Source organism: Pseudomonas sp. GV071 (assembly GCF_003050835.1).
Lineage (GTDB): Bacteria > Pseudomonadota > Gammaproteobacteria > Pseudomonadales > Pseudomonadaceae > Aquipseudomonas.
Genome location: NZ_QAOJ01000018.1, coordinates 16,686 through 41,715, shown reverse-complemented (window position 1 = coordinate 41,715; position 25,030 = coordinate 16,686). Strand labels below are relative to the sequence as shown.

Annotated in this window: 21 protein-coding genes, 1 tRNA gene and 1 pseudogene; 9 read left to right on the top strand and 14 right to left on the bottom strand. The window is 62.1% G+C overall.

Features of this window, described 5'->3' with window-relative positions:
- Window positions 1-1,344 (bottom strand): putrescine-ornithine antiporter, encoded by a 1,344-nt coding sequence (gene potE, locus C8K61_RS25240; protein ID WP_108099419.1) that lies wholly within the window; start codon window positions 1,342-1,344, stop codon window positions 1-3.
- 141 nt (window positions 1,345-1,485) lie between these two features.
- Complete coding sequence (locus C8K61_RS25235; protein ID WP_108099416.1) at window positions 1,486-3,333, bottom strand: diguanylate cyclase; 1,848 nt, start codon at window positions 3,331-3,333, stop codon at window positions 1,486-1,488.
- 147 nt (window positions 3,334-3,480) lie between these two features.
- Here C8K61_RS25235 and C8K61_RS25230 point away from each other — a divergent pair, with 147 nt between their 5' ends.
- On the top strand, window positions 3,481-4,269 hold the full coding sequence (locus C8K61_RS25230; protein ID WP_108099414.1) for a DeoR/GlpR family DNA-binding transcription regulator: 789 nt from the start codon (window positions 3,481-3,483) through the stop codon (window positions 4,267-4,269).
- Window positions 4,270-4,276: 7 nt separating this feature from the next.
- Here the strand turns inward: C8K61_RS25230 and C8K61_RS25225 are convergent, their stop codons facing one another.
- Window positions 4,277-5,185 (bottom strand): alpha/beta fold hydrolase, encoded by a 909-nt coding sequence (locus C8K61_RS25225; RefSeq protein ID WP_108099412.1) that lies wholly within the window; start codon window positions 5,183-5,185, stop codon window positions 4,277-4,279.
- A 141-nt stretch (window positions 5,186-5,326) separates the two neighbouring features.
- A complete protein-coding gene (locus tag C8K61_RS25220) occupies window positions 5,327-5,902 on the bottom strand; it encodes a flavin reductase family protein (RefSeq protein WP_108099410.1) in 576 nt (191 codons plus the stop codon).
- Between the two features lie 201 nt (window positions 5,903-6,103).
- Here C8K61_RS25220 and C8K61_RS25215 point away from each other — a divergent pair, with 201 nt between their 5' ends.
- From C8K61_RS25215 to C8K61_RS25190, 6 genes are all read left to right on the top strand, one after another.
- Window positions 6,104-6,700: an antitoxin Xre/MbcA/ParS toxin-binding domain-containing protein gene (locus tag C8K61_RS25215; RefSeq protein WP_108099408.1), complete on the top strand. Its 597-nt coding sequence runs from the start codon at window positions 6,104-6,106 to the stop codon at window positions 6,698-6,700.
- Window positions 6,700-7,173: an RES family NAD+ phosphorylase gene (locus C8K61_RS25210; protein WP_108099406.1), complete on the top strand. Its 474-nt coding sequence runs from the start codon at window positions 6,700-6,702 to the stop codon at window positions 7,171-7,173. The genes C8K61_RS25215 and C8K61_RS25210 overlap by 1 nt, the downstream gene beginning before the upstream one ends.
- 75 nt (window positions 7,174-7,248) lie before the next feature.
- The gene (locus C8K61_RS25205; RefSeq protein ID WP_108099403.1) at window positions 7,249-7,764 is read left to right on the top strand and encodes a DUF4124 domain-containing protein; all 516 of its coding nucleotides are present in this window, start codon (window positions 7,249-7,251) and stop codon (window positions 7,762-7,764) included.
- 177 nt (window positions 7,765-7,941) lie between these two features.
- Window positions 7,942-8,472 (top strand): glyoxalase superfamily protein, encoded by a 531-nt coding sequence (locus C8K61_RS25200; RefSeq protein WP_108099401.1) that lies wholly within the window; start codon window positions 7,942-7,944, stop codon window positions 8,470-8,472.
- A gap of 139 nt (window positions 8,473-8,611) precedes the next feature.
- Window positions 8,612-9,466, top strand: a complete 855-nt coding sequence (locus tag C8K61_RS25195; RefSeq protein WP_108099399.1) for a tetratricopeptide repeat protein — start codon at window positions 8,612-8,614, stop codon at window positions 9,464-9,466.
- A 245-nt stretch (window positions 9,467-9,711) separates the two neighbouring features.
- Window positions 9,712-11,634, top strand: a complete 1,923-nt coding sequence (locus C8K61_RS25190) for a tyrosine-protein phosphatase (protein WP_108099397.1) — start codon at window positions 9,712-9,714, stop codon at window positions 11,632-11,634.
- A gap of 38 nt (window positions 11,635-11,672) precedes the next feature.
- On the opposite strand, the gene C8K61_RS25185 is transcribed toward C8K61_RS25190, so the two are convergent.
- Both C8K61_RS25185 and nudK read right to left on the bottom strand, forming a co-directional pair.
- Window positions 11,673-12,608 (bottom strand): AraC family transcriptional regulator, encoded by a 936-nt coding sequence (locus tag C8K61_RS25185; RefSeq protein WP_108099672.1) that lies wholly within the window; start codon window positions 12,606-12,608, stop codon window positions 11,673-11,675.
- A 117-nt stretch (window positions 12,609-12,725) separates the two neighbouring features.
- Complete coding sequence (gene nudK, locus C8K61_RS25180) at window positions 12,726-13,322, bottom strand: GDP-mannose pyrophosphatase NudK (protein ID WP_108099395.1); 597 nt, start codon at window positions 13,320-13,322, stop codon at window positions 12,726-12,728.
- 166 nt (window positions 13,323-13,488) lie between these two features.
- Here nudK and C8K61_RS25175 point away from each other — a divergent pair, with 166 nt between their 5' ends.
- Complete coding sequence (locus C8K61_RS25175; RefSeq protein WP_108099393.1) at window positions 13,489-13,848, top strand: DUF3592 domain-containing protein; 360 nt, start codon at window positions 13,489-13,491, stop codon at window positions 13,846-13,848.
- A gap of 243 nt (window positions 13,849-14,091) precedes the next feature.
- Window positions 14,092-14,306 (top strand): annotated as a pseudogene (locus C8K61_RS27375) (tyrosine-type recombinase/integrase); the annotation flags it as partial.
- Between the two features lie 741 nt (window positions 14,307-15,047).
- Here C8K61_RS27375 and C8K61_RS25165 read toward each other — a convergent pair.
- The 8 genes from C8K61_RS25165 to uca form a co-directional block, all read right to left on the bottom strand.
- Window positions 15,048-15,121, bottom strand: a tRNA-Gly gene (locus C8K61_RS25165).
- A gap of 100 nt (window positions 15,122-15,221) precedes the next feature.
- Window positions 15,222-16,094 carry an alpha/beta fold hydrolase gene (locus C8K61_RS25160; RefSeq protein ID WP_108099391.1) on the bottom strand — a complete coding sequence of 291 codons (873 nt, stop codon included), beginning with the start codon at window positions 16,092-16,094 and terminating at the stop codon, window positions 15,222-15,224.
- A 418-nt stretch (window positions 16,095-16,512) separates the two neighbouring features.
- Window positions 16,513-17,223 (bottom strand): murein L,D-transpeptidase catalytic domain family protein, encoded by a 711-nt coding sequence (locus C8K61_RS25155; RefSeq protein WP_108099389.1) that lies wholly within the window; start codon window positions 17,221-17,223, stop codon window positions 16,513-16,515.
- Window positions 17,224-17,316: 93 nt separating this feature from the next.
- Window positions 17,317-18,348, bottom strand: a complete 1,032-nt coding sequence (locus C8K61_RS25150) for a L,D-transpeptidase (RefSeq protein WP_108099387.1) — start codon at window positions 18,346-18,348, stop codon at window positions 17,317-17,319.
- A gap of 95 nt (window positions 18,349-18,443) precedes the next feature.
- The gene (locus tag C8K61_RS25145; RefSeq protein ID WP_108099385.1) at window positions 18,444-19,157 is read right to left on the bottom strand and encodes a pseudouridine synthase; all 714 of its coding nucleotides are present in this window, start codon (window positions 19,155-19,157) and stop codon (window positions 18,444-18,446) included.
- Entirely contained in the window at window positions 19,157-19,372 is a 216-nt protein-coding gene (locus C8K61_RS25140; protein WP_108099383.1) for a cysteine-rich CWC family protein, read from the bottom strand. Before C8K61_RS25140 ends, C8K61_RS25145 begins: the two co-directional genes overlap by 1 nt.
- 57 nt (window positions 19,373-19,429) lie before the next feature.
- Complete coding sequence (atzF, locus tag C8K61_RS25135) at window positions 19,430-21,235, bottom strand: allophanate hydrolase (RefSeq protein WP_108099381.1); 1,806 nt, start codon at window positions 21,233-21,235, stop codon at window positions 19,430-19,432.
- Window positions 21,236-21,353: 118 nt separating this feature from the next.
- Window positions 21,354-25,001: an urea carboxylase gene (gene uca / locus C8K61_RS25130; protein ID WP_108099379.1), complete on the bottom strand. Its 3,648-nt coding sequence runs from the start codon at window positions 24,999-25,001 to the stop codon at window positions 21,354-21,356.
- Between the last annotated feature and the right edge of the window lie 29 nt (window positions 25,002-25,030).

The following is a 25,030-nucleotide window of genomic DNA, read 5'->3' as shown; positions in this document are numbered from 1 at the left end:
TTACGCCTCCGCCACGGGTAGCGCGGCTTGGGCGGCCAGGCGCGCAGCCAGGCGTTTGGCCATTGAGCCATACAGCAGGTAGCCGATCAGCAGCACGATGGCGCCGCCGAACATGGCGTCCTTGCCACAGGAATACAGGGCATAAAACGAATAGGCCATGGCCACCAGCAGAATCAGCACATTGCGCTGGTACAGCGGTGGGCTGACCTTGGCCCGGTACATGATCACCAGCAGGCCGGACAGCGCAGTGACGAAGGGGATCAGATTGGTCACTGCCGCCAGATTGACCAGCTTGCCGAACTGGGCGCTGGCATCGGGCGAAATGGTCGAGATCGCCATCAGCGTTTGCAGGGCGCCGCAGGCCAGCATGCCGAGGATTGGCGCGTTCGCCGCGCTGACCTTGGAGAACAGCGCAGGGAACATGTCCTGGTCGGCGGTGACCTTGGCGGTTTGCGCCAGGGTGAACTGCCAGCCCAGCAGCGAGCCGATGCAGGCCACCACCGCCAGGCCCATGATGATGTTGCCCACCAGGGGGTTGAACATATGGGCATACACCAGGGCAAACGGCGCCGAGGAATTGGCCAGCTCGCTATTGGGCACAATGCCCTGGATCACCGTGGTCGACAGCACGTACACCACCGCGGCACCCAGGGTACCGAGCAGGCAGGCCAGGGGCACATTGCGCTTGGGGTTTTCCACCGCGTCGGAGTTCTGCGCCGCCGACTCCATGCCGAGAAAGGCCCAGAGCGTCAGCGGAATGCTGCTGGAAATCGCCTCGGAAATCGGCAGGCCTCGGGGGTTCCAGGCGTCGATCAGGATGCTCGGTTGGAACCAGAACCAGCCGATCACGCTGAGGCCCGCCACCGGAATGATCACGCCCCAGACGCTGATGGCGCCGATCCGCCCGGTTACTCGTGGGCCGCCGAAGTTGGCCACGATGGTCAGCCAGATCAGCCCCAGGGTGCCGACGAACAGCGGTACCGAGCCGCTGCCGAACCAGGGTACGAAGGCGGTCAGGTAACCCACTGCGGAAATGGCCACGGCGATATTGGCGATGGCCAACGACAGAAAATACAGAAACGAGCAGAGAAAGAAGGCCGAGCGGCCATGGGCCTCGGCGGTATAGGCGGACATGCCGCCGGCGCGGGTGCAGTAAATGCCGCACTGGGCAAAGCAGTAGGCAATGGCCATCGAGCCTATTGCCGTGATCACCCAGGACAACAACGACACGGCGCCCAGCTGCGCCATGTTGGTGGGCAGCATGATGATGCCCGAGCCCATCATGTTCACCGCCACCAAGGTGGTTAAGCCCATCAGGCTCATTTTTTTGCTCGACCCGGCCATCGACTGTTCCTTAGTACGCGGTTCAGGGGGGCAGCGGTGGGGCTCGATACGGGCCGGTCCGCTGCTCTGTTGATTACCAACAGCGTAGATCAGCCGGTTGCCGGTGCCGGGAAAAATTCCAGGCCCGGGCGAAGTGCGCAGTTATTCGTGGCCGACGCGGTTGCGGCCCTGTTTTTTCGCCTGATAGAGGGCCGCATCGGCGTGTTGCAGCAGCATCTGCGGGTTGCTGTCGGCGCTGGGCAGCAGGCTGACCACGCCGACGCTGACACTGACATGGCCAAGTGGTGAAACCTCGTGCGGCAACGCTTGCGCCGCCACTGCCTGCACCACTTTGCGCGCCATGGCCTGGGCGCCGGCGGCGTCGGTCATGGGCGCGAGGAAGACGAACTCTTCGCCGCCATAACGGGCCACCAGGTCGCTGGAGCGGCACACGGTGGAGGCCAGTGTCTGGGCGATCTGCCGTAGACAGGCGTCGCCGGCCGGGTGGCCGTAGTGATCGTTGTACGGTTTGAACCAGTCAACGTCGAGAATCGCCAGGGCCAGGGGCGAGCCGATGCGTTGTGCGCGCGCCCATTCCTGTTCCAGCACCTCATCGAAATGGCGACGGTTGGCGATGCCGGTGAGGGCGTCGGTGAGGCTCAGGGTTTCCAGTTTGCTGTTGAGCACCTGCAGCTCTTCGGTGCGCTGGGCGACGCGCTGCTCCAGCTCGCGCTCGGAGCTTAGCAGGGTGTGTACCAGTTGCTGTTGGGTGTGCAGCAGTTGCTCGCGCACCCGCGCTTTTTCCCGGCGCATGACGTTGTAACGGTCGGCCAGGGCAAAGGCCAGCAAGATCATTTCCATCGCCGAGCCGAGCTGGATGCCATCCACAGTGAACAGGTTGGTGGGCATCACACCCATGGCGCGCAGTGAGGTCATCGCGCCGCCGAGCATCAACAGGGCGAAGGCACCGAGGAAGAAATAGGCACTGCGTTGGCGCTTCAGCGCCGCCGCCACGCCAACCCCGATCACCACCAGGGCGGTAGCCAGGTTGAGCAGAATCGCCGCGCGTGAAAACAGCGGCAGGGCCACGGCATAAGCCAGCGGGGTGAGCAGGTACAGCGCCACCAGCGCGATTAGCAGGCGGTCGGTGCGGGGCAACAACTGAGGTGTGCCCAGCATGCGCCGCATGAACAGCAACATGGCGGCGAGCGCCAGCGAGGTGCCGGAGTAATACACCGCGTTGGAATTCAGCGGCACGCCGCCCAGGAGCAAGTCCGGAGCCAGGCCGTTCTTGATCGCCAGGGTGGCGAAGGTGCAGGTGGCGAAGGTTACGTACAGCAGGTAGATGCGGTCGCGCAGCGACACCAGCAGCATCAGGTTGAAGAGGATCATTGCCGTGGCAATGCCGAAGTACCAGGCCTGACCGACGTAGTCATCGCGCTCGTGGGCGTGGAAGGCCTGCGGCGTCCACAACTGCAGCGGAATCAGCAGGCCGACACTGGATTCCATGCGCAGGTAGATCACCTGCTCGCTGTGCGCCGGCAGGCTGATGGGGAAGATGTAATTACGATTGGGGTAGACCTTGCTGCTGCCCGGCATGTCGCAGCCGGTGACCACCACTTGGTACTGACCTTGAGCGTCGGGCAGGTAGGCCTGGATAACCGAGATGCGCGGGTTTTCCACCGCCAGCATGCGTTGCACGTCGCTGCTGCTGGTGTTGCGTAGCGGCAGACGCAACCAGTAAGCCGAGCGGGTAAAACCCAGGCCCAGGGCGCTGCTGGCGGGCAGGTCGGTGGTGAAGCGTGCGGCCAGCTCGGGGCGCTGCACATCGGCCAGGGTCAGGGAACGGTCGGGGTCTTCCAGCAGGGCGACGTGGGCAGTCAGCGACAGCGGCTGGTCACTCAGCGCGGCCACATCAAGCGGCTCAGCGGCCCAACTCGGCGAACTCAACAGGCTGACAGCCAACAGCAGGCAGGCCAGCAGTTGCCGACTAAAGCGGGAAACATGCATTGGACTAAAACCACAGGCACTAAAGCTGGGGGAGTCTACAAGAGCCGCGCCGGGCGCTGCAAAAAACGCCAGCGCGGCCTTGAGTTAGACGGGTTGCTTCGCTAATCTCGCAGTAACCCGCAAAAACCAGCACAAGCAGGCATAAACATGCAAAACCAGCACGTGGTCACCGACTTGCCCCAGGTTCGCCGGCAGAAGATTCTGCTGCTGCTCGAACGCGACGGCCGTGTGCTGGCCTCGGCTTTGAGCAGCCATTTCGAAGTCTCCGAAGACACCATTCGCCGGGATCTTGCCGAGCTCGCCGAGGCTGGCCTGGTGCAGCGCGTACACGGCGGCGCGCTGCCGCGGCCACGGGATTCGGGCAAGGACTACTTCGCTCGCCTTAACGAACCCGCCGAGGTCAAACGCCAACTCGCGCAACTGGCCGCCCAGCAGGTACAGAACGGCCAGGTGGTGGTGTTCGACTCCGGCACCACGCCGCTGCAGATCGCCCGCTCGCTGCCGGTGGATATCCGCATCACGGCGATTACCGCTTCGCCGATGACTGCCATTGCCCTGGCTGACCATCCGGGCGTCAGCGTGATCGTCGCCGGCGGCCAACTGAACCCGCAGACCATGGCCGCCAATGGCCAGGAAGCGTTGCAGCTGATCAATAGCGTCAAGGCCGACCTGCTGTTCACCGGCGTGTGCGCGCTGCACCCGGAAGTGGGCCTGAGCTCGCCGCGATTCGAGGAAGTACAGCTGAAACGGGCGATGCTCGACTGCGCCTCCCACGTGATCGCGGTGACCACTGCCGACAAACTGGGCGCCGTTGAGCCGTTCGTGATCGCCCCCTGCAACCGCATCCACAGCCTGTACACCGAAGCCCGGGTCGCCTCCGGTGATCTCGACGATTACCGGCGCCAGGGCCTCAATGTGCGGGTGGCTGAAGGCTAGGGCACCGCTACTTGGCGATGAACTTGGTGATGGCGGTGATGGTCTGGGTCGGCGCCTCTTCCATCAGCCAATGGCCAGCGCCAGGCACCACCACTTCGGTGACCTGATCGGCCGCGTTGCGCATCACCAGCGCTTCATTGGCGCCGAAGGATTTCTCCCCACCAATGGCCAACACCGGCATCGGTAGACGCTTGGCCAGTGAGGCCTGATTGTCGATGGCGTCCTGGCGAATGGCGTGGAACTGGGAGAAGGCGGCGTGCATAGCGCCGGGGCGGGCGTAGAGCTTGGCGTAGTGCTGGCGGGTGGCTTCGTCGATCTTGCTCGGGGTACCGGCGAATTCGTTCCAGAAACGGTCGAGGTAGATGCGTTCGCGGCCAGCCACCAGGCGTTCGGCGTCTGCACCGCCGAAGTCGAAATGCCAGAGCATCGGCGAGCGCACGATGTCGTTCCACGGCGGAATGCCTGGTACCGGTGCATCCATCACCACCAACTGCTCAGTGAGTTCCGGGTAACGGGCTGCATAGGCATAGGCGACCATGGTGCCGATGTCATGGCCAACCACCACGGACTTCTCGATGCCCAGCGCTGCCAATACGGCGCGCATATCGGCGGCCTGGGTTTTCTTGTCATAGCGGTCGTTGGGGATCGACGACAGGCCCATGCCGCGCAAATCTGGCACCACCACGGTGTGGTTCTTGGCCAGCTCGGTGGCCAGCGGTGCCCACATGTCGCCTGTGTCGCCAAAGCCATGGATCAACAGAACTGCCGGGCCTTTGCCGCCGACACGTACGTGCAGTTTGGCGCCTTCAGTGGGTATTTCCTGGGTATGGAAGGAAGCAGGGAAAGCGGGCATTTCGGCCTGAGCCGAAACGCTCAAGGCGAGCAGGGTGAGCGCAGCGAACAACGTCCGAATCATCGGTGAGGCTCCAGAATAGGTGAGGCGAGAATGCCCCCTGCGGCGGCGGGCGATGCAAGGCATCGACCTTGCGCCATCTGTTGCCAGCGAAGGATTCGACCGGGTGAGCGTAGACCGTTTTTCCAACCGCGCTGCAGCGCGTTAATCGACCTTGACCACGCAGGATTCGCCGGTCAGATAAAACTGCCCGCCTGCCACGTAATGCAGGCTGCGCAAGGCCGGGTCGGCTTGTTCGAACTGCCAGTGGCCATTGGAAAACGCGCGGGTGTCAGCCCAGGCACCAACCACTTCGGCAATGAACAAATCATAGGTCTGCTGGTTGTGCGGTTCGGGGATCAGACGGCAGGCCAGCCAGGCTGAACAGCCGGCCACAAACGGCAGGTCGTGGCCGGGCATGTCGAACAACTCGACGCCGGCTTCGGCGAGTTTGTCTGGCGCTTCGGCCAGGCTGCGATTGCCGACCCTGTGGGTCAGTTGCGCCTGCGCCGCAGTCGGCACCTGGATGACAAACACACCGCTGTTCTCCACCAGGGCTCGGGTGCGGGTGGCCTTGTCCAACACCACGGTGAGCTTGGGTGGCATGAAATCCAGCGCGCAGGCCCAGGCCGCCGCCATTACATTGCTCACCCCGGCATGACGCGCCGACACCAGTACGGTGGGGCCGTGGTTGAGCAAACGGTAGGCCTTGGGCAGTTCGACGGGGGCGATGGTGTTCATGCAGGGTGCTCGAATAGGGAGAAGGGCAGAGTGTGGAAATAGTACCGGGGCGCGAGCAGGAAAAGTTGCCTGGCGTGAGTGTCCACCACCGCGCGGCTGGCGGTAGAGGTCCTACATGGCTTTCAGCTTTCCAAGCGACGGCCTGGGGTGTACTGTCATTTGCGTTGACTTATTCAGTCAAATGACTGACAGGAGGTAGCCATGGCTTCCCGCGATTCATCCAAAGACCGTTCTAAGGCAGCAACTGCGGGTAACCACAAAACCCGTGAAGCACGCAAACCCGCGACCGCCGCCATTGCCGAGGAAGCGGCGCACTATCAGGCCGAGGTGTCCAGCAATCGGCCGCCACTTCCTGAGCACGCCTGGGCGGACGACCCGGACGACCCGGACGATTTTCAAGCCATAACCCGCGGCATGCCGGGCATGAGTGACGAGGTGCAGGTGGGGTTTATCCGCCACGGGTTGAGCGCCAACTTTGCCCGCAGCCTGGGCCAGACCTTCGATATTTCCGTGGGCGAGTTGGCCAAGTTATTGCTGGTGTCGGAATCGACCCTCATCCGCAAAAGTCGTGACAACGCGTTGCTCGACCCGTCCACCAGCGAACGCATGCTGCGCATTGCCGCTGTAACGGCGTTGGCCACGGACGTGTTCGAAGACGAAAGCAAGGCCACCGCCTGGATGAAACGCGACAACGTGGCGCTCGGCGGCCAGGCACCGCTGGCCATGTGCGACAACGACATCAGTGCCGGCCAGGTGCGCCGGGTGTTGCGCGCCATCGAGTACGGTGGCGTGGCCTGATGCGGGCCTGGCGGTTGTGCAAAGCCAAGTGGGCGGACAATTTTGATGGTATGGGTGCAGCCATCGCGGGTGGCCGCTGGAATGCGCAAGATGTGCCGGCAATCTACCTGGGCCTGGATTCGTCGACCTGCGTGCTGGAAACCTTTGTGCACCAGAGCGGCCCGCCATTGGTAGCGATGGTGATGGTGGAGGTGGAGTTACCGGATGACGCCGGGTTGTATGTCCAGCCCGCGCTCAGCGACTTGCCGGCTGGCTGGGACAACCTGCCCGCCGATGCGCCAAGCCGCCAGTACGGCACGGATTTTCTGCAGCGCTCGGGCAAGTTCGGCTTGATCATTCCCTCGGTGGTCAACCCGCTGGCCCGCAACATCGTGCTCACCCCCAACCACCGCGCGCGCTTCGATATCCAGGTGCGCAACAGCCAGACTTTCGTTTACGACGCACGGATGTTCAGCATGCGGGGTGTGCACTAGGCGCGTCGGCCGGCTCTTGGCAAGTGAGTGGCCGCTGACTAGAGTGCGCCCTGCGCTCACTAAAAGGACTTATCGATGGTCGGTCGCCGCTTACTCCCCTTACTCCTTCTCGGCTGCGTATTGCCTCTACAGGCTCAGGTGTACACCTGGGTCGACGAAAACGGCCAGAAGCACTTCGGCAACCAGCCGCCGGCTACTCAGCCGATCAAAGAAGTCAAAATCAACCAGGGTTACGTCAGCGACGGCCCACCTCCGACGCCAGTCGGCTCGACCAGCGATAGCAGCATGGCTGGCAGCAGCGCGGCCGCAGGTTCCGCCGATGAAAAAATGTGCAGCGAGGCCATCCGCTGGACCGGCATAGATTTGCCCAACCTCAAAGACATTGCCCGCGAACGCAAACAGCAGGGCAAGCTCACCACCGACCAGTACAACCAGGCGGTGCAGGGGCTGGATAAAGCCAAAAGCGAAATCACCTTGAAGGACTGCCTGGCCAGTACCGGCAAAGAGCGTGAGCAATACAAATGCCTGTCGGGCGGGGCGGGCGTGCTGGTGTGCTCCGGAGCCTTGCAGGATGCGTTGAACAAGCAGTGAACTGCGTGCTTTGCAGCGTTGGCAAATTTGCCTATCATCCGCGGCAGGCTCATGCTGCCTGCCGCTCGCACCCCATGGGTACGGTGAAAGCATTGAGGTAATCCCCATTCTTTGGTTCTTCCAGACCGTCGAAGGTTGGCAACGCGAGCACTGACAGGCTTCGACTCAGGAGGAACTATGTCCAGCATCACCAGCGCCAAACAGATGGCCAAAGCGTTACGTACATCCTTGGCCGCGCAGCAACACGAAATCACCCACTCCGCTGCCCTCGAACTGGTCGCCCAACAACTGGGCTACAAAGACTGGAACACCGCCAGCGCCGTACTTCCCGAAAGCAGCACGCCCATCGGCATCGCCTTCGACAAAGCCATTCCCATTCTGCGCATTTTCGATGAAGCCAAAGCTCGCGAGTTCTACCTCGACTTTCTCGGCTTCAGCATCGAGTTCGAACACCGTTTCGAAGCCTCGCTGCCGCTGTACCTGGGCATCGACCGCGCCGGCCTGAAGCTGCATTTGTCCGAACACCACGGCGACGCCAGCCCCGGTGCCACGCTGTTCGTGCCCATGCACAACATCGCCGCCTACCGAGACGAACTGATCGCTAAACAGTACGGCTATGGCCGCCCCGGCATCGTCGAGCAGCCTTGGGGGCTAGTGATGGAAGTGTACGACCCGTTCGGCAACCGCATTCGCTTCTGCCAGCAGTAAGCGTTAGGCCAGGCGGGTCGGCAGTACGTCGGTCCGCTTGCTTGTGCGCATCTGTTCAAACGGTTGTCGGCTCCTGCTTGCACAGCGCTCATGCCCGGGTGTTACATCGCCAATCCAGCATTCACTCCAAGGGTTCCCCATGCAGGATGCGACCAACCCACCTGTGGTAATCAGCGTGCCGCAAACCACCTTCGCCGAGCGCTTCACCCCGCTACGGGCAACCTTGCTCGACCCCGAAGGCATCTTCAGCGGTTCGCAAATGTATGCCGACCTGACCGCCCTGATTCCCATGGCCAAAGCGCAAGGCGAGCACTCGGCCGAACTGGCCCAGCTGTACGCAGCCCTGGCGCTGTTACAAGGCAAGCGCGATGAGTGGGAAGAGCAGCGCACCTTTGGCCTGCGAGCGCTGGCCATCCAGCAAGTCAACCCGGTACTGCCGGCGGACGAGCTGCTGGCCCTGCACTACAGCCTGTCGCTGGGCGCCGGCGAGCTTGAGCAACCTGAACAGGTTATCGAGCACCTGCGCGCCGCCATCGCGCTGATTCCCCAGGACCGCAGCCTGAGCCAACGCCAACATTTCGGCCTGCGCCAGGAGTTGGGTTACTGGCTGCACCTGCACGGTGAATACGCCGCCGCACTGGCCTACAACCAACAACTGCTAGCGGATGCCGAAGCCGCGTTCGGCACCGATGAGGCCGAACTCACCGGCATGCTCACCAACCTGGCGCAGAACAGTTACGAGCTGAAGGACTGGACGCAGAGCAAGACCTATCTGCAGCGGGTGGTCAGCTTGTCGCGCCAACACGGCAAGCTGGATATCGAAATGGACGGCCTGTTTCAACTGGGCGTGCTGGCCCATGAACGTGGCGATAACACGCAGGCACTGGACTATTTCCAGCAGCGGTTGGCGTTGGCGCGCAAGGCCGATGATGAGTATTGGCTGGAGCGGGCGGAAGAGGATCTGGCCGAGTTTCATCAGCGGGCCAAGGGCTGAGAAGATTGCGGTATGAGCCGATGTATCAGCCGTAAAACCCCTGACCCACATAGCCACATAGCCACTTAGGCGCGCTAGCGTGCGCCAGTGCGTGTTTTGGCGAACCTGTTACATCCTCCACGGACAAAAAACGCAACCTACGGACCAATCGCGCAGCCATTTTCCGTTGCCGGTTGTTTGTCATATTCGAGCACAACGGCCTGTAGATAGTGGCCAGCCTCAATTCGTATCAATGAGGCTACATTGTGCTGCAACGTCTGCTGTGTTCCCTGTCCGTGCTCAGTCTGTCCATCGCCGCTGCCCAGGCGGCTGAGACCTATACGCTCGATACGCCGCGCCTGACCGGTATCGATAACTTCCGCGATATCGCCGGTACCACCACGGCCTACACCACGGCCAATGACGGGGTGATGCGTGCCGGGCAGTTTTATCGTTCCAATGCGATTACACCCACGGCGTCCGACCTCGCGACGCTCAACAGTCTGGGCATCAGCGATGTCTACGACCTGCGCACGCCGAGCGAAATCGCCGCCACGCCCGACACCCTGCTGACGGGCGCCAGCTACAGCAATATCGACATCATCGGCAGCACCACCTCGGGCTCGAATATCACCAACATCTCCTTCACCAGCGCTGCGCAGGCGGTGGCCATGATGGAGGACACCAACCGCGCGTTCGTCAGCGACAGCGGTATGCGCGGGCAGTTTTCCGTGCTGTTCAACGAGCTGGCGGCGGCCGATGGCGCGGCGTTGTTCCATTGCACCGCTGGCAAGGACCGCACCGGCTGGACCACTGCGGTGCTGCTGAGTATCGCCGGCGTCGACAGCGCCACCATCATGAGCGACTACCTGGCCACCAACGACTACACCGCCGCCCGTGTCGCCGCCACATTGGCCTATATGCCGGCCAGCATGGCGGCCATTTACGCGCCGCTGCTGGGCGTGCAAGCCAGCTACCTGCAAGCCGGGCTGGATGAAGTGACGGCCGAATACGGCAGCATGGACAACTACCTGAAACAGGGCCTGGGCCTGTCGCAAGAAACCCTCTACGTGCTGCGCGCCAAGATGGTTTATTACAGCAGCTTGCCCGGTGAAGTGGCGGCGCTGGGCAACGCCTCGGCCGGGGCCATGCTCTTGCAGCAATTGCAGAACAGCAGCCTGTCGGGCACCTACTCGGCGTACAACTTCTACCTGCAGTCGGCCATCGACGCCGGCACCCTGGGTGGCGTGGAATCCACCATCGGCGGCCAGGTGCACGCCGACGCCGCCAGCTACCTGCTGCGCCAGGACGCACTGATCGACCAGGCGGCTGCGCCCTATACCAGCGGCATCGACCTGAAGGTCGGCCAAAGCCGTCTGTGGACAACCGCGCTGGCCGGCTACCTGGGCACCGACGGTTCCAGCCAGGCCGCCAGCAGCAACGAACACACCCAAGGCAGCATGGTCGGCCTGACCCAGCGCTTCTCCGAACAGCTCAGCGCCAACCTGGGCTTCGGTTACAGCAAGGGCAGTGTCGGTGGCGATGGTGGCGAGGTGGACAGCGACCTGACCTTCATCAGCGGCGGCGCACGTTTTGCCCCGGGCAACCTGGAGCAAGGTCTGTTCGTCGATGCCAAGGCCAGCGTGGGTTACCTGAACTACGACAGCAAACGCGACCTCGGCGGCGGCCTCGGCTCAGCCAAGGGCGACAGCCACGGCACCGTGAGTGGCGCCAGCGTGGCGCTGGGTTATCGCTTGCCGGTGAGTGACCTGATTCTGGAGCCAAGCCTGGGCCTGCGCGTCAGCCACCTGGACCTGGCCGGCTTCCAAGAGAAAGGCAACGACCTGGCGCTGGACGTCGAGGGTATTCAGGAAACCCGGCGCAGCGCCGTGGCCAACCTGAAAACCTCGTTCGCGCCAATCGCTGCAAGCGGCGGCTGGCAGCTGGTGCCGGGTATCGACGTGGGTTACGAGCGCGCCTTGGGTGCGCAGAAAGTCGAGAGCCAAGGGCGGGTGCTGGGGCTGGATATCGAACAGCGCGCCGCTTTCGATAACCGCGATCTGTTCAACGGCGCGGTCAATCTCACCGCCAACCTCGGCGCCCTGAGTGTCGGTGCTGAAGTGGGCGCCAGCGGGGGCAGCGACAGCCACGGTTTCAGCGGCAGCCTGAAAGCCAGCTATCTGTTCTGACCGGCTAAATCCTCCGCCGCTGCCTGGCGGCGGCGGATTTAATGGTTACTGCGCAGGCGCTTTTTAACCTCTGCCGGGCTCACGCCATAGGCCGTCTGGAAGTACTGACAGAAGCGCCCGACGTTGCTGAAACCCAGGCGCAAGGCGACGTCCGTTACCGACAGCGATGTCTCCTCAAGCAGCACCTGACGCGCACGCTCCAGCCTTACCTGGCGCTGGTACTCGACAATCGAGCTGCCGACAAACCGTCGAAAACCATCCTGTAATGCCCGAAGGCTGACGTTGCTCAGTGCCGCCAATTCGCTGCCACTCACCAGGGCATCCGGGTTCGCTCGCAGGTACTCCACTGCCAGCTTTACATGGCGCGGGGCAATGGCTGGGCTCGGGCGGCGCAAGGCCTCGGTATGGGTGTGCGGCCAGCTGTCCAGCACTGCATCCACCAGCATTTCCTGCAAGCGGCTGGGCAGCAGCACGCTGGAGTTGATCAGCAGATCGAATTCGTGGCCGGTGGCCAATTCGATAATCGCCTTGATGCCCTGAAACGCCGGCTGATTGAAATCGACCTGCGGCTGAAAACGCACTGTCTCGACAATGGGTTTACCCAGCAGCACCGACAGGCGCTCAGTGAACAGCGCGCGGCGCACTGACAAACCATACTGTGCGTGGCCATCGAAAAACCGCACCGAACTGACGCTGGCTTTCTCGATTGCGAGGCCCATTTTCGGGGTGCCGACGTGTTGGTTTTTCTGCTGAAAAACAATGGTGCCGGCCGTGGGGATAACGAAGGTGATCTCATCGTGCAGATCGGGCAGGGCGGTGCTGAACTCACCGCGATAATTCATCCGCCGAAAGCTCACCCCCTCATGGCGGCCATACACCCCGGCGATGATGATTTTCCGCTCCGGGCGCGGCAGCTCGGAGTAGAGATTGCCGAACAGGCGCGTGTACAACGCGCCGAACTGATCGGCGTCCATGGCATCGGAGCGGATAACGATTTGTTTGCGCGAACTGAGCGAATTCAACGGAGCGTCCACTGGCTGGAGGGCGCGCGGACGGTAGCAAGTGGCGGTGACAGTTGAATGACTGAGCTATCAGTCGAGCAGCCCGTTCATCTTCGCGTACTGCAGCAGCATGATGGTCTTGCCATCGGCGATCTCGCCGGACTCGATCATCGCCAGCGCCTGCTCGAACGGCAGCTCGAGCACCTCGATTTCTTCCCCTTCATTCTCCAGCCCGCCGCCATCACTGACGCGGTCGCTATCCAGGTATTCACCGACGAAAAAGTACAGCCGTTCGGTCACCGAGCCCGGGCTCATAAACGCCTCGAAAACCTTGCGCACATGCTCGATGCGGTAACCGGTTTCCTCCTCCGTTTCCTTGCGAATGCAGGTGATCGGATCGTCCCGATCAAGCAGCCCGGCACAGGCCTCGATCAGCATGCCGTTGTGCTCATTCACGAACGCAGCAAAACGGAACTGACGGGTGAGAATCACCGTTTGTTTGGCGCGGTTGTACAACAGGATGGTCGCGCCGTTGCCGCGGTCGTAGGTTTCGCGTGTCTGGGTTTGCCAACTGCCGTCGCGGCGCCGGTAATCGAACGTGGTTTTGCGCAGGATGTACCAATTGTCCGAGAGCAGTTCGACGTGCTGGATGCGGACGCGGTCGTTGCGGGTGGGGGTGTCGCTCAAGATGACTCTCCGATGTTTGTTGAGACAGTTTGCCCGTAGCACGACGATTTGATGGGATCAAAAAATGCCGTCTCCTTGTTACTATCAACCACCCAATTTGCTGCCGCAGAATACCTCCGGCAGCCTCGCGCGAACCATGCGCACTGTTCATGGATGAAGTGGTTGTATGAGAAATGCACTCGGCGGTTTGTTCCTGCTTGGCATGGCTATTTTTTACACCTTCCACATTTTCGAGACCGAAGACTGGAGCAAATCCACGGCCACGGTAGAGAGCGTGCGGGTGTTCTACCAAAGCGAGGTCCATGCCAAAGGCGAGCATAGGGTGGATCTGCGCTACGGCTATGAGGTCGACGGTGTTCATTACACCGGGCATTCCACCAGCAGCGGCTCCGCCTGGGAGAGTAGCGCCCGCAGAACGGCAGAGCAGTTTGCCGTAGGTAAACCCATCAGCATTATTTACGACCCGCAGGCGCCGGAAAAATCTGAGATCAAACAGACGGGATGGTCGGGGTCTTTTTCGCTTTGAGGGGATGGGTGTCGGGGCTTGCATGGTGGATATGACGTTTGTGCGTTTTTTGTCGATTTTCGCAGTTCTAGCCTGTTTCGCATTCTCCATACGCTCCGTTGATGCATGGAGCACTGTTGCAACACAGGAGGTGGCTCTTGATGCGATGCTCGATATGCCGGCCTTCTCTCCTGAAGGCTTGGAAGTGCTAAAGGGCGACAGTGATGGAGAAACGCGGCACAGGATTACAGCGTTAAACCGCGAACCTCGATCAAGTCACCACGCGGCCAATCAAGTCACATCCTGCGTCACACCTTCGCTGCACACTTCATTATGGGAGGTGGGCATATCGTCACGTTGAAGGAGATTCTGAGTCATTCCTCGTTAAGCATGGCATGCGATATGCGCACCTTGCTCAAGAGCGTCTGAACGATGCAATAAGGTTAGGTCCTTTGCAGCGAATTGGGTACATAGACTGATTCTCCCGCTCCTCCGATACCGCAGTCCCAAATCAGTGCGAGCAATCTGCCCGTCTGCTGCTACTTAGATTCTGCGGCGTTCCGATTGATGTATGCGCATACCGCGACCATATCTAATCGACTTCCTTCTCCGTGGGGCGGCCCAATGTGCCAAGGCCCAGTGTCAGCATCCGAAGGCGCTAACACTGACAGCCCAGTTCCCATGCTTCCTTCAAAATAAGTGTTCATTTTTCCGCTGACTCTATAGGTCCTTCCTGTTGAGCATTCGAAGGCAGCCAAAGCGGTATGGGATTTGTAAGTTTTTGGTGCCTTTGCTGTGAAACGTTGCTGCACGTTTTTCAGATCATCTAACCGTGGAACGATTGTTAGCTTCCCTATCTGCTTTGCAGCAGAGAGCCAGTAATAGCGCTTTGCTTCGTACTGTTGGCCAACTTCAAGGGACCTCGTATATACCCATTGCGCTTGCATAGGGTCCGGTGTCCAAAGCCCCTCAACTGGAATCTTTTCCTCAGAGCTTTTGCTACAGCCTACGGTGGCGATCGCAAGGCAGAACGCGATTATTAGACGTTGAAAGCATTGCATGTAACTACCATCCTTGGATTTAGACAGGCCAGGTGCCTAGGGCACGTAGCAATTGATGCGACCTCTGCAACTGCCATCAGTCAGCTTCGCCAATTGTCGACACCCCAAAAGCCAGAAACGAAAAAGCCCTGAATAATCAGGGCTTTAGCTTGTTCGATTTGGAGCGGGTGAAGGGAATCGAACCCTCGTTATCAGCTTGGGAAGCTGGAGTAATGCCATTATACGACACCCGCTTTTGCGGGGGACTTTGTACCAGAAGCGGGCGGGGAATTGAAGCCCGCAGTGATAACAAGGCGATGTTTTTCACTGCGGGCAGACAATTCGCTGCAGGTTTTACACCGCGATGGCGGCGGTGTTGTCGTGCACTGGGCGGCGTTGCTGGTTGCCGGTTTGCAGGAAGCCGAGCATGGCGTTTTGGGTTTGTTGCCAGGCGCCTTTGTGTTCCATGTCGAGGAAGTGCCCGGCGTTGGTCACGGTGGTGAATTGGCAGTCGTTGAGGTGGTTGCCGAAGATGCGCGCATCAAGGGCGGTGGTGTATTCGTCGTGTTCGCCGTTGATGAACAGCAGCGGGGTGTCGATGCTGTGCAGGCAAGCCATGTGGCAGTGGGTGTCGAGGTGCAGCACCTTGTGGATATGGGCGTGCATCTGCCGGTACTCATGGTCGTGCAGGGTACTGATGTGCCGGTGGTTGTAGCGTTTGAACAGGGACGGCAGGTGTTTGCCGATGGTGTTGTTGACCAGGTGGCCCATGTTGTCGCGGTCCATGGTCTGCAGGTAGTACAGGCCTTTTTCCAGGTAGTCGAGCATGGGTTCGTTGAGCAGCGGTGAGAACGAGTTGATCACCGCCTTCTCGATGCGTTTGGGCCGCTGCGCCAGGGCCAGCAGCGAGGCCACGCCGCCCCAGGAAAATGAGGACAGGTAGTCGGCGTCGAAGTGTTCGATCAGCTCAAGCAGAATTTCCGCTTCGTCTTCTTTGCTCAGCGGGTGCACGTGGGCGTTGTGCGCTTTCGATTGGCCGGCGTACGGCTGGTCGTAGCAGACCACGTTGAATTGCGGTGTCAGGTATTTGAGCGTGTGCGCGAATGAGGCGGTGGTGGCCAACGAGCCGTTCACCAGGATGACGGTTTTACGCGCCGCCGGGTTGGCGTAGTACTCGGTGTGCACATTGTGACTGTATGCATGAACGACTGCGGTTTCTGGCCTCATGTCGTCTTCCTCCTTGGCGCAAGGTAGTGCTCACATAAGCGGACTCGCCGCTGAAAAGAGCCGTGTAGGGCAGACAGCAAAACGCCTGGACATGACAACTGAATGTCAGCCATTAAAATTTATAAGTTATTGTTTTTAAAGCGGTTAGGATCGAACAACGCAACTGCCACACGGCGTGGGGAACGCGTGTGAAAAGGCGGGTGAACCAGGCAGGAATCCAATTGGCGCAGAGCGCCAGTAACCGGGGACGTGCTTAGATGGTCGCTGTGACTGATTAGTCACGCTCTGACCTTGTGATTCGATTTAAGCAGTAGGAAATTTCCACTGCAAGCGCGGGCGGAGCTTTTTCTGCAATTAAACGGCTCTGGCGCGGCCTGTCCGATGAGTGACCGTTTTGCCATGTGCAGCAGCGCTCACTTCACTTCTGCAATACCGCCAGGGTTTCGCCGGTGCTCGGGCAGCTTTGCGCGCCGAGGTAGCGGGAGCTGTCCAGCCACTTTTTCTGTGGGTAGTAGGCGAATACGTAGCTGCCGGTTTTCAGGGTGTCGATCAGTTTGCCGGCGATGGCCGGGCGTACGGCCGGGCAGCCTTGGCTGCGGCCCAGACGGCCAAGGCCGGGCACCACTTTGGGGTCGGCGTAGGCGGCGGCATGCATGACGATGGCGCGCGACTGGCTGTTGTCGTTGAAGCCCGGCTCCAGGCCGACCAGGCGCAGCGAGCGACCGTGTTTGCCGCTGTAGGTGACGCCGGTCTGGTACAGACCGATGGAGCTCTGGTAGCTGTTGGGCACGTTGGAGAACGAGGTGGCCATGTCGTCGCCGCTGTTCTTGCCGTGGGCAACCCACTCTTCGAACAACAGCTTGTTGTGGGCCAGGTCGAACACCCACAGGCGTTTGTCACGTGAGGGTTTCGAGTAGTCGATGACGGTGAGCAGTTTGTTCGGGGCAGTCTGGCTGGCGCACTGGTAGGCGGTGAGGGCGAGCTTCAGGGCAGTCAGGCTGGCGTTGGGCGCCAGGCGTTGCAGGTCCGTGGCGCTGGGCAGCGTTTGCGCGTGGGCGGTGAAGCTGGTGGCCAGTACGAGCAGGCCGCAGAGGCCCGCGCAGCGTCGCAGGGCGTATCCCCAAGTCATTCGAGTGAACAAGCAGAAAACCCTGTTTGAGTAGTTGTGCGCGGGCATTGTGCACAATTGGCGCTGGGCTTCCGATCATTTTTTGACCAGCGGTTACTTGGCTTTTTCCGCCTCGGTGGTGATTACGGTGAAGTTGCCGTTGCTGCGGGTTTCTGAAGTGGAGGCCAGATCGGTTATCACCAGGGTGGTGCCGATATCCATGGCGGCATGCAGATTTTTCAGAAAGTCCGGGTCCACATTCAGCGAACCGAGCTGCTCGCGCGGTGAGTTGCCGTATTCGGGGTTGCTCACCTGAATGGCGGACCAATGCAGCGGTTGCGCTGGCAGCAGCTCATTGGTGGAGGGCTTTTCCAGCAGGGAGAACACGGCCATGCCCTGGTGCTGCTGATTGCTGTCCAGCGCCACCACGGGCGCGCTGCCCACCAGTTGCCCGCCGCGGAATACGTAGGTGCGCAAATCGGCGCGGCTGATCAATACCGACAGTGGGCCGGCGCTGTCGCCGGGGTCATTCCAGAAGGTGTCGTTGCTGAGTACGGCGGTGGCCACCGGTTTGCCGGCACTCACCGTGGGCGCCAGCAGGCCGGGGTGGTAGACCTCCACCGGGGCGCTGTGGGCGTCGGAAACAATCACGGTGGTGGAGCTGAACCCGGTGGTTTCGAACAGCTTCTTGGCGAACTCGATGGGCAGGCGCACGCAGCCGTGGGAGGCGGGGTAGCCGGGCAGGTGGCCGGCGTGCAGGGCGATGCCGTCCCAGGTCAGGCGCTGCATGTAGGGCATGGGCGCGCTGTTGTAGAGGTCGGATTTATGCTCGGCGCTTTTTTGCAGAATGCTGAACACGCCGGTCGGGGTTTCCTTGCCTTTTTTGCCGCTGCTGATCGTGCTGACGCCAATGGCGATGCCGTTGCGGTACACGTAGGCGCGTTGCTCGGTAAGGCTGACGACCACGGTCACCGGGCCGGCCGGTGACACCTGTGGGTACCAGAGAAACTGCCCGGGTTTGAGGTCCTGCAGTTGCTGACGCAGGTCCTGCGCGGGTGGTAGCGGTGCCAAGGTTGGCGGTGCGGTTACCGCCCCCATCAGGCTGACTATAACGAGCGAACCCACAATCAACGACAGCGCCTTCATGCCGACCCTCCAAAACGACTGGTTGGGTTTTGAGCCCGTAGCAGCGACTTTAGTCCCGATTTTATTTGCCGCAAATCAAAAGCCAAACGCCGCTCTTACGGGGAGTGATGTTGGGGGGAGAACGCCGCTACTTCGTCTGGGGTGAGGGCACGGTATTGGCCGGGCGCCAAAGCGGGGTCGAGAACCAGAGGGCCGACGCTTTCGCGGTGCAGGCGAAGCACTTTGTTCTGGAAGTGGCCAAACATCCGTTTCACCTGGTGATAACGGCCCTCATACAGGGTCAGCCGTGCGCTGTGCGTGGTGAGAATGTCCAGCTCGGCGGGCAGGGTGGTGAGGTCTTCGTAAGCGAAGTACAAACCCTGGGCAAACACCTCGCTGTACGCGGCAGTGATCACCTGTTCGGTTTCAACGTAATACACCTTGGGCTGTTTGCTGGTCGGCTGGGTAATGCGCCGTGACCAGTGTCCATCGTTGGTCAACAGCAGCAGGCCGGTGGTGGTCAGGTCCAGGCGACCGGCCAGGTGCAGGTTGTGTTCGGCGGCTTCGGGCAGCAGGTCGAGCACGGTGGGGTGTTCGTCATGTTCGGTGGCGCTGACGTAGCCAGCCGGTTTGTGCAGCATGAAATACAGCGCCGGCTTGCCGGGTTGCAGCAGCGTGTCGTCGAGTTCCACGCGGTGAAATTCGCGGATATCCAGCAGGCCGTCGCGCACCACCAGGCCGTCCACTTTCACCCGTCCGGCCGCCAGTTGCTGGCGAGCGTCGAAGCGGTTGGCGGCGGGCAGGTTGGCGAGGAAACGGTCGAGGCGCATCAGGCTTTCGGCTCATCACCGCAGGCGGCAACGCCCTTCGCGCAGTTGGGGCACAGGCAGCTTTTGTCGATCTGTTCTGCACTCAAACGCGCCAATGCAGCAGCCGAGATTGGTGCGCTGAAACACCAGCACGCCTCGCCATTACTGGTCGGGTCGACCTGACTGCAGCGGTTGCGCTGGCCGCACAAGGGGCAAAGTTCGACATCAGTGGGCATGGGGCGAGCAGCTCTGGCGGGATGCGCCATGCTAGCTCGCCCTCTGCGTGGCGCCTACTAGGCCTTGCTTTTCAGGTAGCCCCGCCAGCCGCCAAAGTGGCTGATATCCGTCGCGCCCGCCAACCCATAGGGTTCGCAGATAAACCCGCTTTCCCAGCTGCCGTCAGCCAATTGCACCTTGCCCAGCCCCAGCGGTGCCGGGATGCCGGTGAGGAACGAGCCCAGCTCGCTGCTCGGCAGTTCCCAAACTTCCACATCGATGGCCACGCCACCGTCGGCCACTCGCATCATGCCGGGGCGAAACGGCGGGCCGCCGGCCAGCGCCCACAGTTGATAGTCGGGTGAGCTCTGGGTGGCTTGCAGCAGACGACCGCCGCGTTGCTTGAGCTGCCAGTTGAGCGGCAGGCCATCCAGGTGTGCGCCACACACCACCACTCGGGCCAGATCATGCCGGGCGAGGGTCGCGGGTGCGGTGATGCTCAGGCTGCGTTCGCCGGCCAATGGCAAATCGGTTGCGCATTGCAGCCCTTCGGCCACGCTCAGCAGATATTGGTCAGTGAACGGTCGGCCGAACAGAGTCACGCCCCAGGGCAAGCCGTTGGCCATAAACCCGGCCGGTACGGCGACGGCGGCGTAGTCGAGCATGTTCATGAAGTTGGTGTAGTAGCCCAGGTCCGAGTTGCGTTTGACCGGCTCGGCCGCCAGCTCGGCAAGGGTCACCGGGCGCGGGTAGGCCGGGGTCAGCACGCAATCCAACTCGGCCATGGCGCGGTCGCAGATGGCCTTCAGCTCTTGCAAGCGGTACTGGGCGCGAAACAGTTCGACGGCGGTGGTGCCCGGCGCTTTCGACAGCACGGCATGGATTACCGGCAGCACCGCATCGGGCTGCGCTTCGATCAGCTCGCCGGCGACGCTGTAACGCTCAGCCACCCAAGGGCCTTCATAGAGCAGGCGCGCGGCTTCGGCGAAGGGTTCGAAATCCAATTCCACCGCCACGCCACCGAGGGCTTCGAGGTGCTTGATGGTGGCGGCAAACAGCGCCGGGCTTTCCGGGCAACCCAAGAATTCCAGCTGCTTAGGCACACCAAAATGGAAGCCTTTGCGTGGTACGCCAAAAGCGCTGGCATCGTTCCATAGCGGGTTTTTACGGCTGTAGGCATCGGCTGGATCAAGGCCGGCAGTCAGGCCTAACAAGTGGCTGGCTTCGCGGGCGCTGGCGGTGAAGTAGGTGACGCAATCCAGGGTGCGGCAGGCTGGCACCACACCGGCAGTGGAGAGCAGGCCCTTGGTGGCTTTCAGGCCGACCAGGTTGTTCAGCGCCGCCGGCACGCGGCCGGAGCCAGCGGTGTCGGTGCCCAGGGCGAAGCTGGCCAGGCCGAGGGCCACGGCCAGCGACGAACCGGCGCTGGAGCCGCCCGACGGGTAGTCCGGGTGCACGCTGTTGCGGCACGGGCCGTAGGGCGAGCGGGTGCCGTTGAGGCCGGTGGCGAACTGGTCGAGGTTGGTCTTGCCCAGCGGTATGGCGCCGAGGGCCAGCAGTTGCTTGACCAGGGTCGACGACTCGCTCGGGGTATAGGCAAACGCCGGGCAGGCGGCGGTGGTGGGGATGCCGGCCAGGTCGATATTGTCTTTGATCGCAAAGGGCACGCCGAACAGCGGCAGGCTGTCGGCGCTCTTGCCATCCAGGGCGGCGAGGTAGGGCTCCAGTTCTTCTGCTGTGAGCAGGTGGATAAACAGATTGAATTCAGGGTTCAGCGCGGCGGCGTGTTCACGCAGGGCGCCGATGAGTTGGCGCGGGGTGGCGGTGCCGGCCAGGTAGGCGGCTTTGACGGCGCTGAGGCGCAGGTCGAATGGGTGGTTCATAAGGTGGCTCCTTTTCGGACGCGGTCCTTGTGGGTGGGGCTTTAGCCGCGATGCTTTTGATTTTTAAGATCACGGGCATCGCGGCTAAAGCCCCTCCCACAACGAATGGTGTTGGGCTTTAGATTTCTTCCAGGACGACAACGCGTTGCCCGGCGCGCACGGGCGACCCCGGCTGCACGCGCACTTCCTTCACCACCCCGTCACGCGGGGCGAGTAAAGGAATTTCCATCTTCATCGACTCCAGAATCACCAGCACATCGCCGGCCTTGACGCTGTTCCCGGCCTCCACCTGCACCTGCCAGAGGTTGCCGGCGATATGGCTTTCGATGCTGTGCTGGCCCGCGCTCAGTGGTGCGTCTTCGCCCAGTTCGACCACCGCTTCTTCACTGTCGAAGTGCGCCTGGCCGCTGGCGATCCAGCGCTCGCGCTCGGCGTTGAACGCGCCTTGCTGCTGGCGGCGAAAGGCGCCGATGGTCTCGGCTTCTTTGGCCAGAAAGGCTTGGTAGTCAGCGAGGTTGAGCACGCTGTGTTCGATCTTCAGCTCATAGCGGCCCAGCGGGAAATCCTTGCGAATCTGCAGCAGTTCTTCGGCGCTTACCGGGTAGAAGCGGATCTGATCGAAGAAGCGCAGCAGCCACGGCTTGCCGTCGAACGCGGCCACTTCGCGGTAGCGGTTCCACATCTGCAGGGTGCGGCCGACGAACTGGTAACCGCCGGGGCCTTCCATGCCATACACGCACATATAGGCGCCGCCGATGCCCACCGAGTTCTCGGCGGTCCAGGTGCGCGCCGGGTTGTACTTGGTGGTCACCAGGCGGTGGCGCGGGTCCAGCGGCGTGGCCACCGGCGCGCCGAGGTACACGTCACCGAGGCCCATCACCAGGTAGCTGGCCTCGAACACGGTGCGGTACACCTCTTCGAGGTTGGGCAGATCGTTGATGCGGCGGATGAACTCCAGATTGCTCGGGCACCAGGGCGCATCCTTGCGCACGGTGGTCATGTATTTCTCGATAGCCAACTGGCAGGCCGGGTCATCCCAGGACAGCGGCAGGTGCACGATGCGCGACGGCACTTCGAGGTTCTGCGCGGCGCACACGGCGTCCCACTCGCCGGCGATGATGCCGAGCAGGTCGGTGAGGCTGAGGGTTTCCGGCTGGTAGTGCACTTGCAGCGAGCGGATACCCGGAGTGAGGTCGATGACGCCGTCCAGGGCTTTGGCTTCCAGGGCCTGCATCAGCGCGTGGCCGCGGAAACGCAGCACCAGGTCGAGCTCGGGGGCACCGATTTCCACCAGCAGGTGGGTGTCGCCGGAGAGGCGGGCGACCAGCCGGGTGTCGGCTTGGCCGAGGTCGAGCACGATGGGCGAAACCAACGCCAATCGGCTCCCTCGCCCGCTAGCGGGAGAGGGCTGGGGAGAGGGGCTTTGGATTGTGCTGGCTGCGGCCCTCTCCCCCGGCCCCTCTCCCGCGAGCGGGCGAGGGGAGACCAGCGAGCGTGCTGTCGCAATATCGACCGGGGTAAATTGCACCTTATCGCCAGCCTTCAGCTGACCCAACTGCCACAAGTCCGCCTCAATAATCGTCACCGGGCACACAAATCCACCCAGGCTCGGCCCATCCGGGCCGAGGATCACTGGCATATCGCCAGTGAAATCCACCGCGCCGATGGCGTACGGGTTGTCGTGAATGTTGGACGGGTGCAGCCCGGCCTCGCCACCGCTCTCACGTACCCATTGCGGCTTCGGCCCGATCAACCGCACGCCGGTGCGGCTGGAGTTGAAGTGCACTTCCCAGTGGGTGGCGAAGAAGGTGTCGATGTACTCGGGGGTGAAGTATTCCGGTGCGCCGTGTGGGCCGTAGATCACGCGGATGGTGCGCACCGCCGGCAATGGTGGGTACTGCTCGGCATCCAGGCTGGCGCCATGGCTGTCGTCGCTCAGCGCGGGAATATGCAACACATCGCCGGCGCGGAGGGCGCGGCCGCCATGGCCGCCGAACTGGCCGAGGGTGAAGGTGCTTTTGCTGCCCAGGTAATCTGGCACTTGCAGGCCGCCGCGCAGGCACAGGTAACTGCGCGCACCGGCACCGGCTATGGTGCCGAGGCTCAGGGTGCTGCCGGCTTTGACCAGCAGCGCGGTGTTCATGGCCTGCGCCTGGCCATCAAGGCTCAGTGGAATCACGGCGCCCGTCACGGCCACCACCGAATCGGTGTTAAAGCGCAGGGTCGGGCCGCTCATGGTGATTTCCAGCGCAGCGGCGCCCTCGGCGTTGTCTAGCAAGCGGTTGCCCAGGCGCAGCGCCAGGCTGTCCATTGGGCCCGATGGCGGCACGCCGACGGCCCAGTAGCCGAGGCGGCCGGGGTAGTCCTGCACGGTGGTCTGGGTGCCGGCGCCGAGTACTTCCAGGGTGTCGGCTTGGTACGCCAACTGCTCCAGGCAGCGGGTCCAGGGATTGCCGCTGGCAAACGGGGCGTCCTGGATAATCTGGCGCAGGTAGTCGCGGTTGCTTTCCACGCCGTACAGCACGCTGTCGCCGAGGGCGTTGTAGAGGCCGCTACTGGCTTCTTCTCGGGTCGGTGCCCAGGCAATCAGCTTGGCGATCATTGGGTCGAAGTAGGGCGGAATTTCGCAGCCGGCTTCTACCCAGGTGTCGATGCGCAGGGTTTTGCCATCGGCGGGCGGGAATTGCACGGCTGTGAGCAGGCCGGGGCTCGGCTGAAAATCGCGGCCCGGGTCTTCGGCATACAGGCGCGCCTGAATGGCGTGCCCGTTGGGGCTCAAGCCCTTGATCAAGTCTTGCAGCGGAGCCAGGTCGCCGGCTGCCAGCTGGATCATCCAGCTCACCAGGTCGACGCCCCACACCTGTTCGGTCACGCCGTGTTCCACCTGCAAACGGGTGTTCACTTCGAGGAAATAGAACTGGCTCGCCTCGCTGTCGTAGACAAACTCGACGGTGCCGGCGCTGCGGTAGTTCACCGCCTTGGCCAGTTTGATGGCGGCGGCGCACAGCTCGTCGGCCATGCCGGCGGGCAGGTTGGTGGCCGGGGTTTCTTCCAGCACTTTCTGGTTGCGCCGCTGCACCGAGCAGTCGCGCACGCCGAGGGCAATCACCTCACCCTGGCCATCGCCGAACACCTGCACTTCCAGGTGGCGGGCGCGCTGGATGTATTTCTCGATAAATACCCCGGCGTCGCTGAAGTTGTTCTGCCCCAGGCGTTTCACCGCATCGAAAGCTTCGCTCAGCTCGGCGGCCGAACGGCACACGCGCATACCAATACCGCCACCGCCAGCGGTGCTTTTCAGCATCACCGGGTAGCCCACCTGCTCACCGGCGAGCAGCGCGGCGTCGAGGTTTTCCAGCAGCTCGGTGCCCTCGAGCATGGCCACCCCATGTTGCTTGGCCAGGGCGCGGGCGGTGTGCTTGAGGCCGAACACCCGCAGTTGCTCAGGCGTCGGCCCGACAAAGGCAATGCCGGCCGCTTCGCAGGCCTCGGCGAAGGCGGCGTTTTCCGAGAGAAAACCATAGCCCGGGTGGATGGCCTGGGCGCCGGTCTGTTTGGCCACGGCGAGGATCTTGTCGACCTTCAGGTAGGTGCCGGCGGCGGCGCCTTCACCCAGGCTGTAGGCCTCGTCGGCCTGTTGGATGTGCAGGCTGGCGGCATCGGCTTCGGAGTACACGGCCACGCCTTGCACTTCGAGCGCACGCAGGGTGCGCAGAATGCGGCAGGCAATGGCGCCACGGTTGGCGATCAGCAGTTTGTTGAACATGTCGTCGAGCCCTCGAAAGGGGAGGCGGG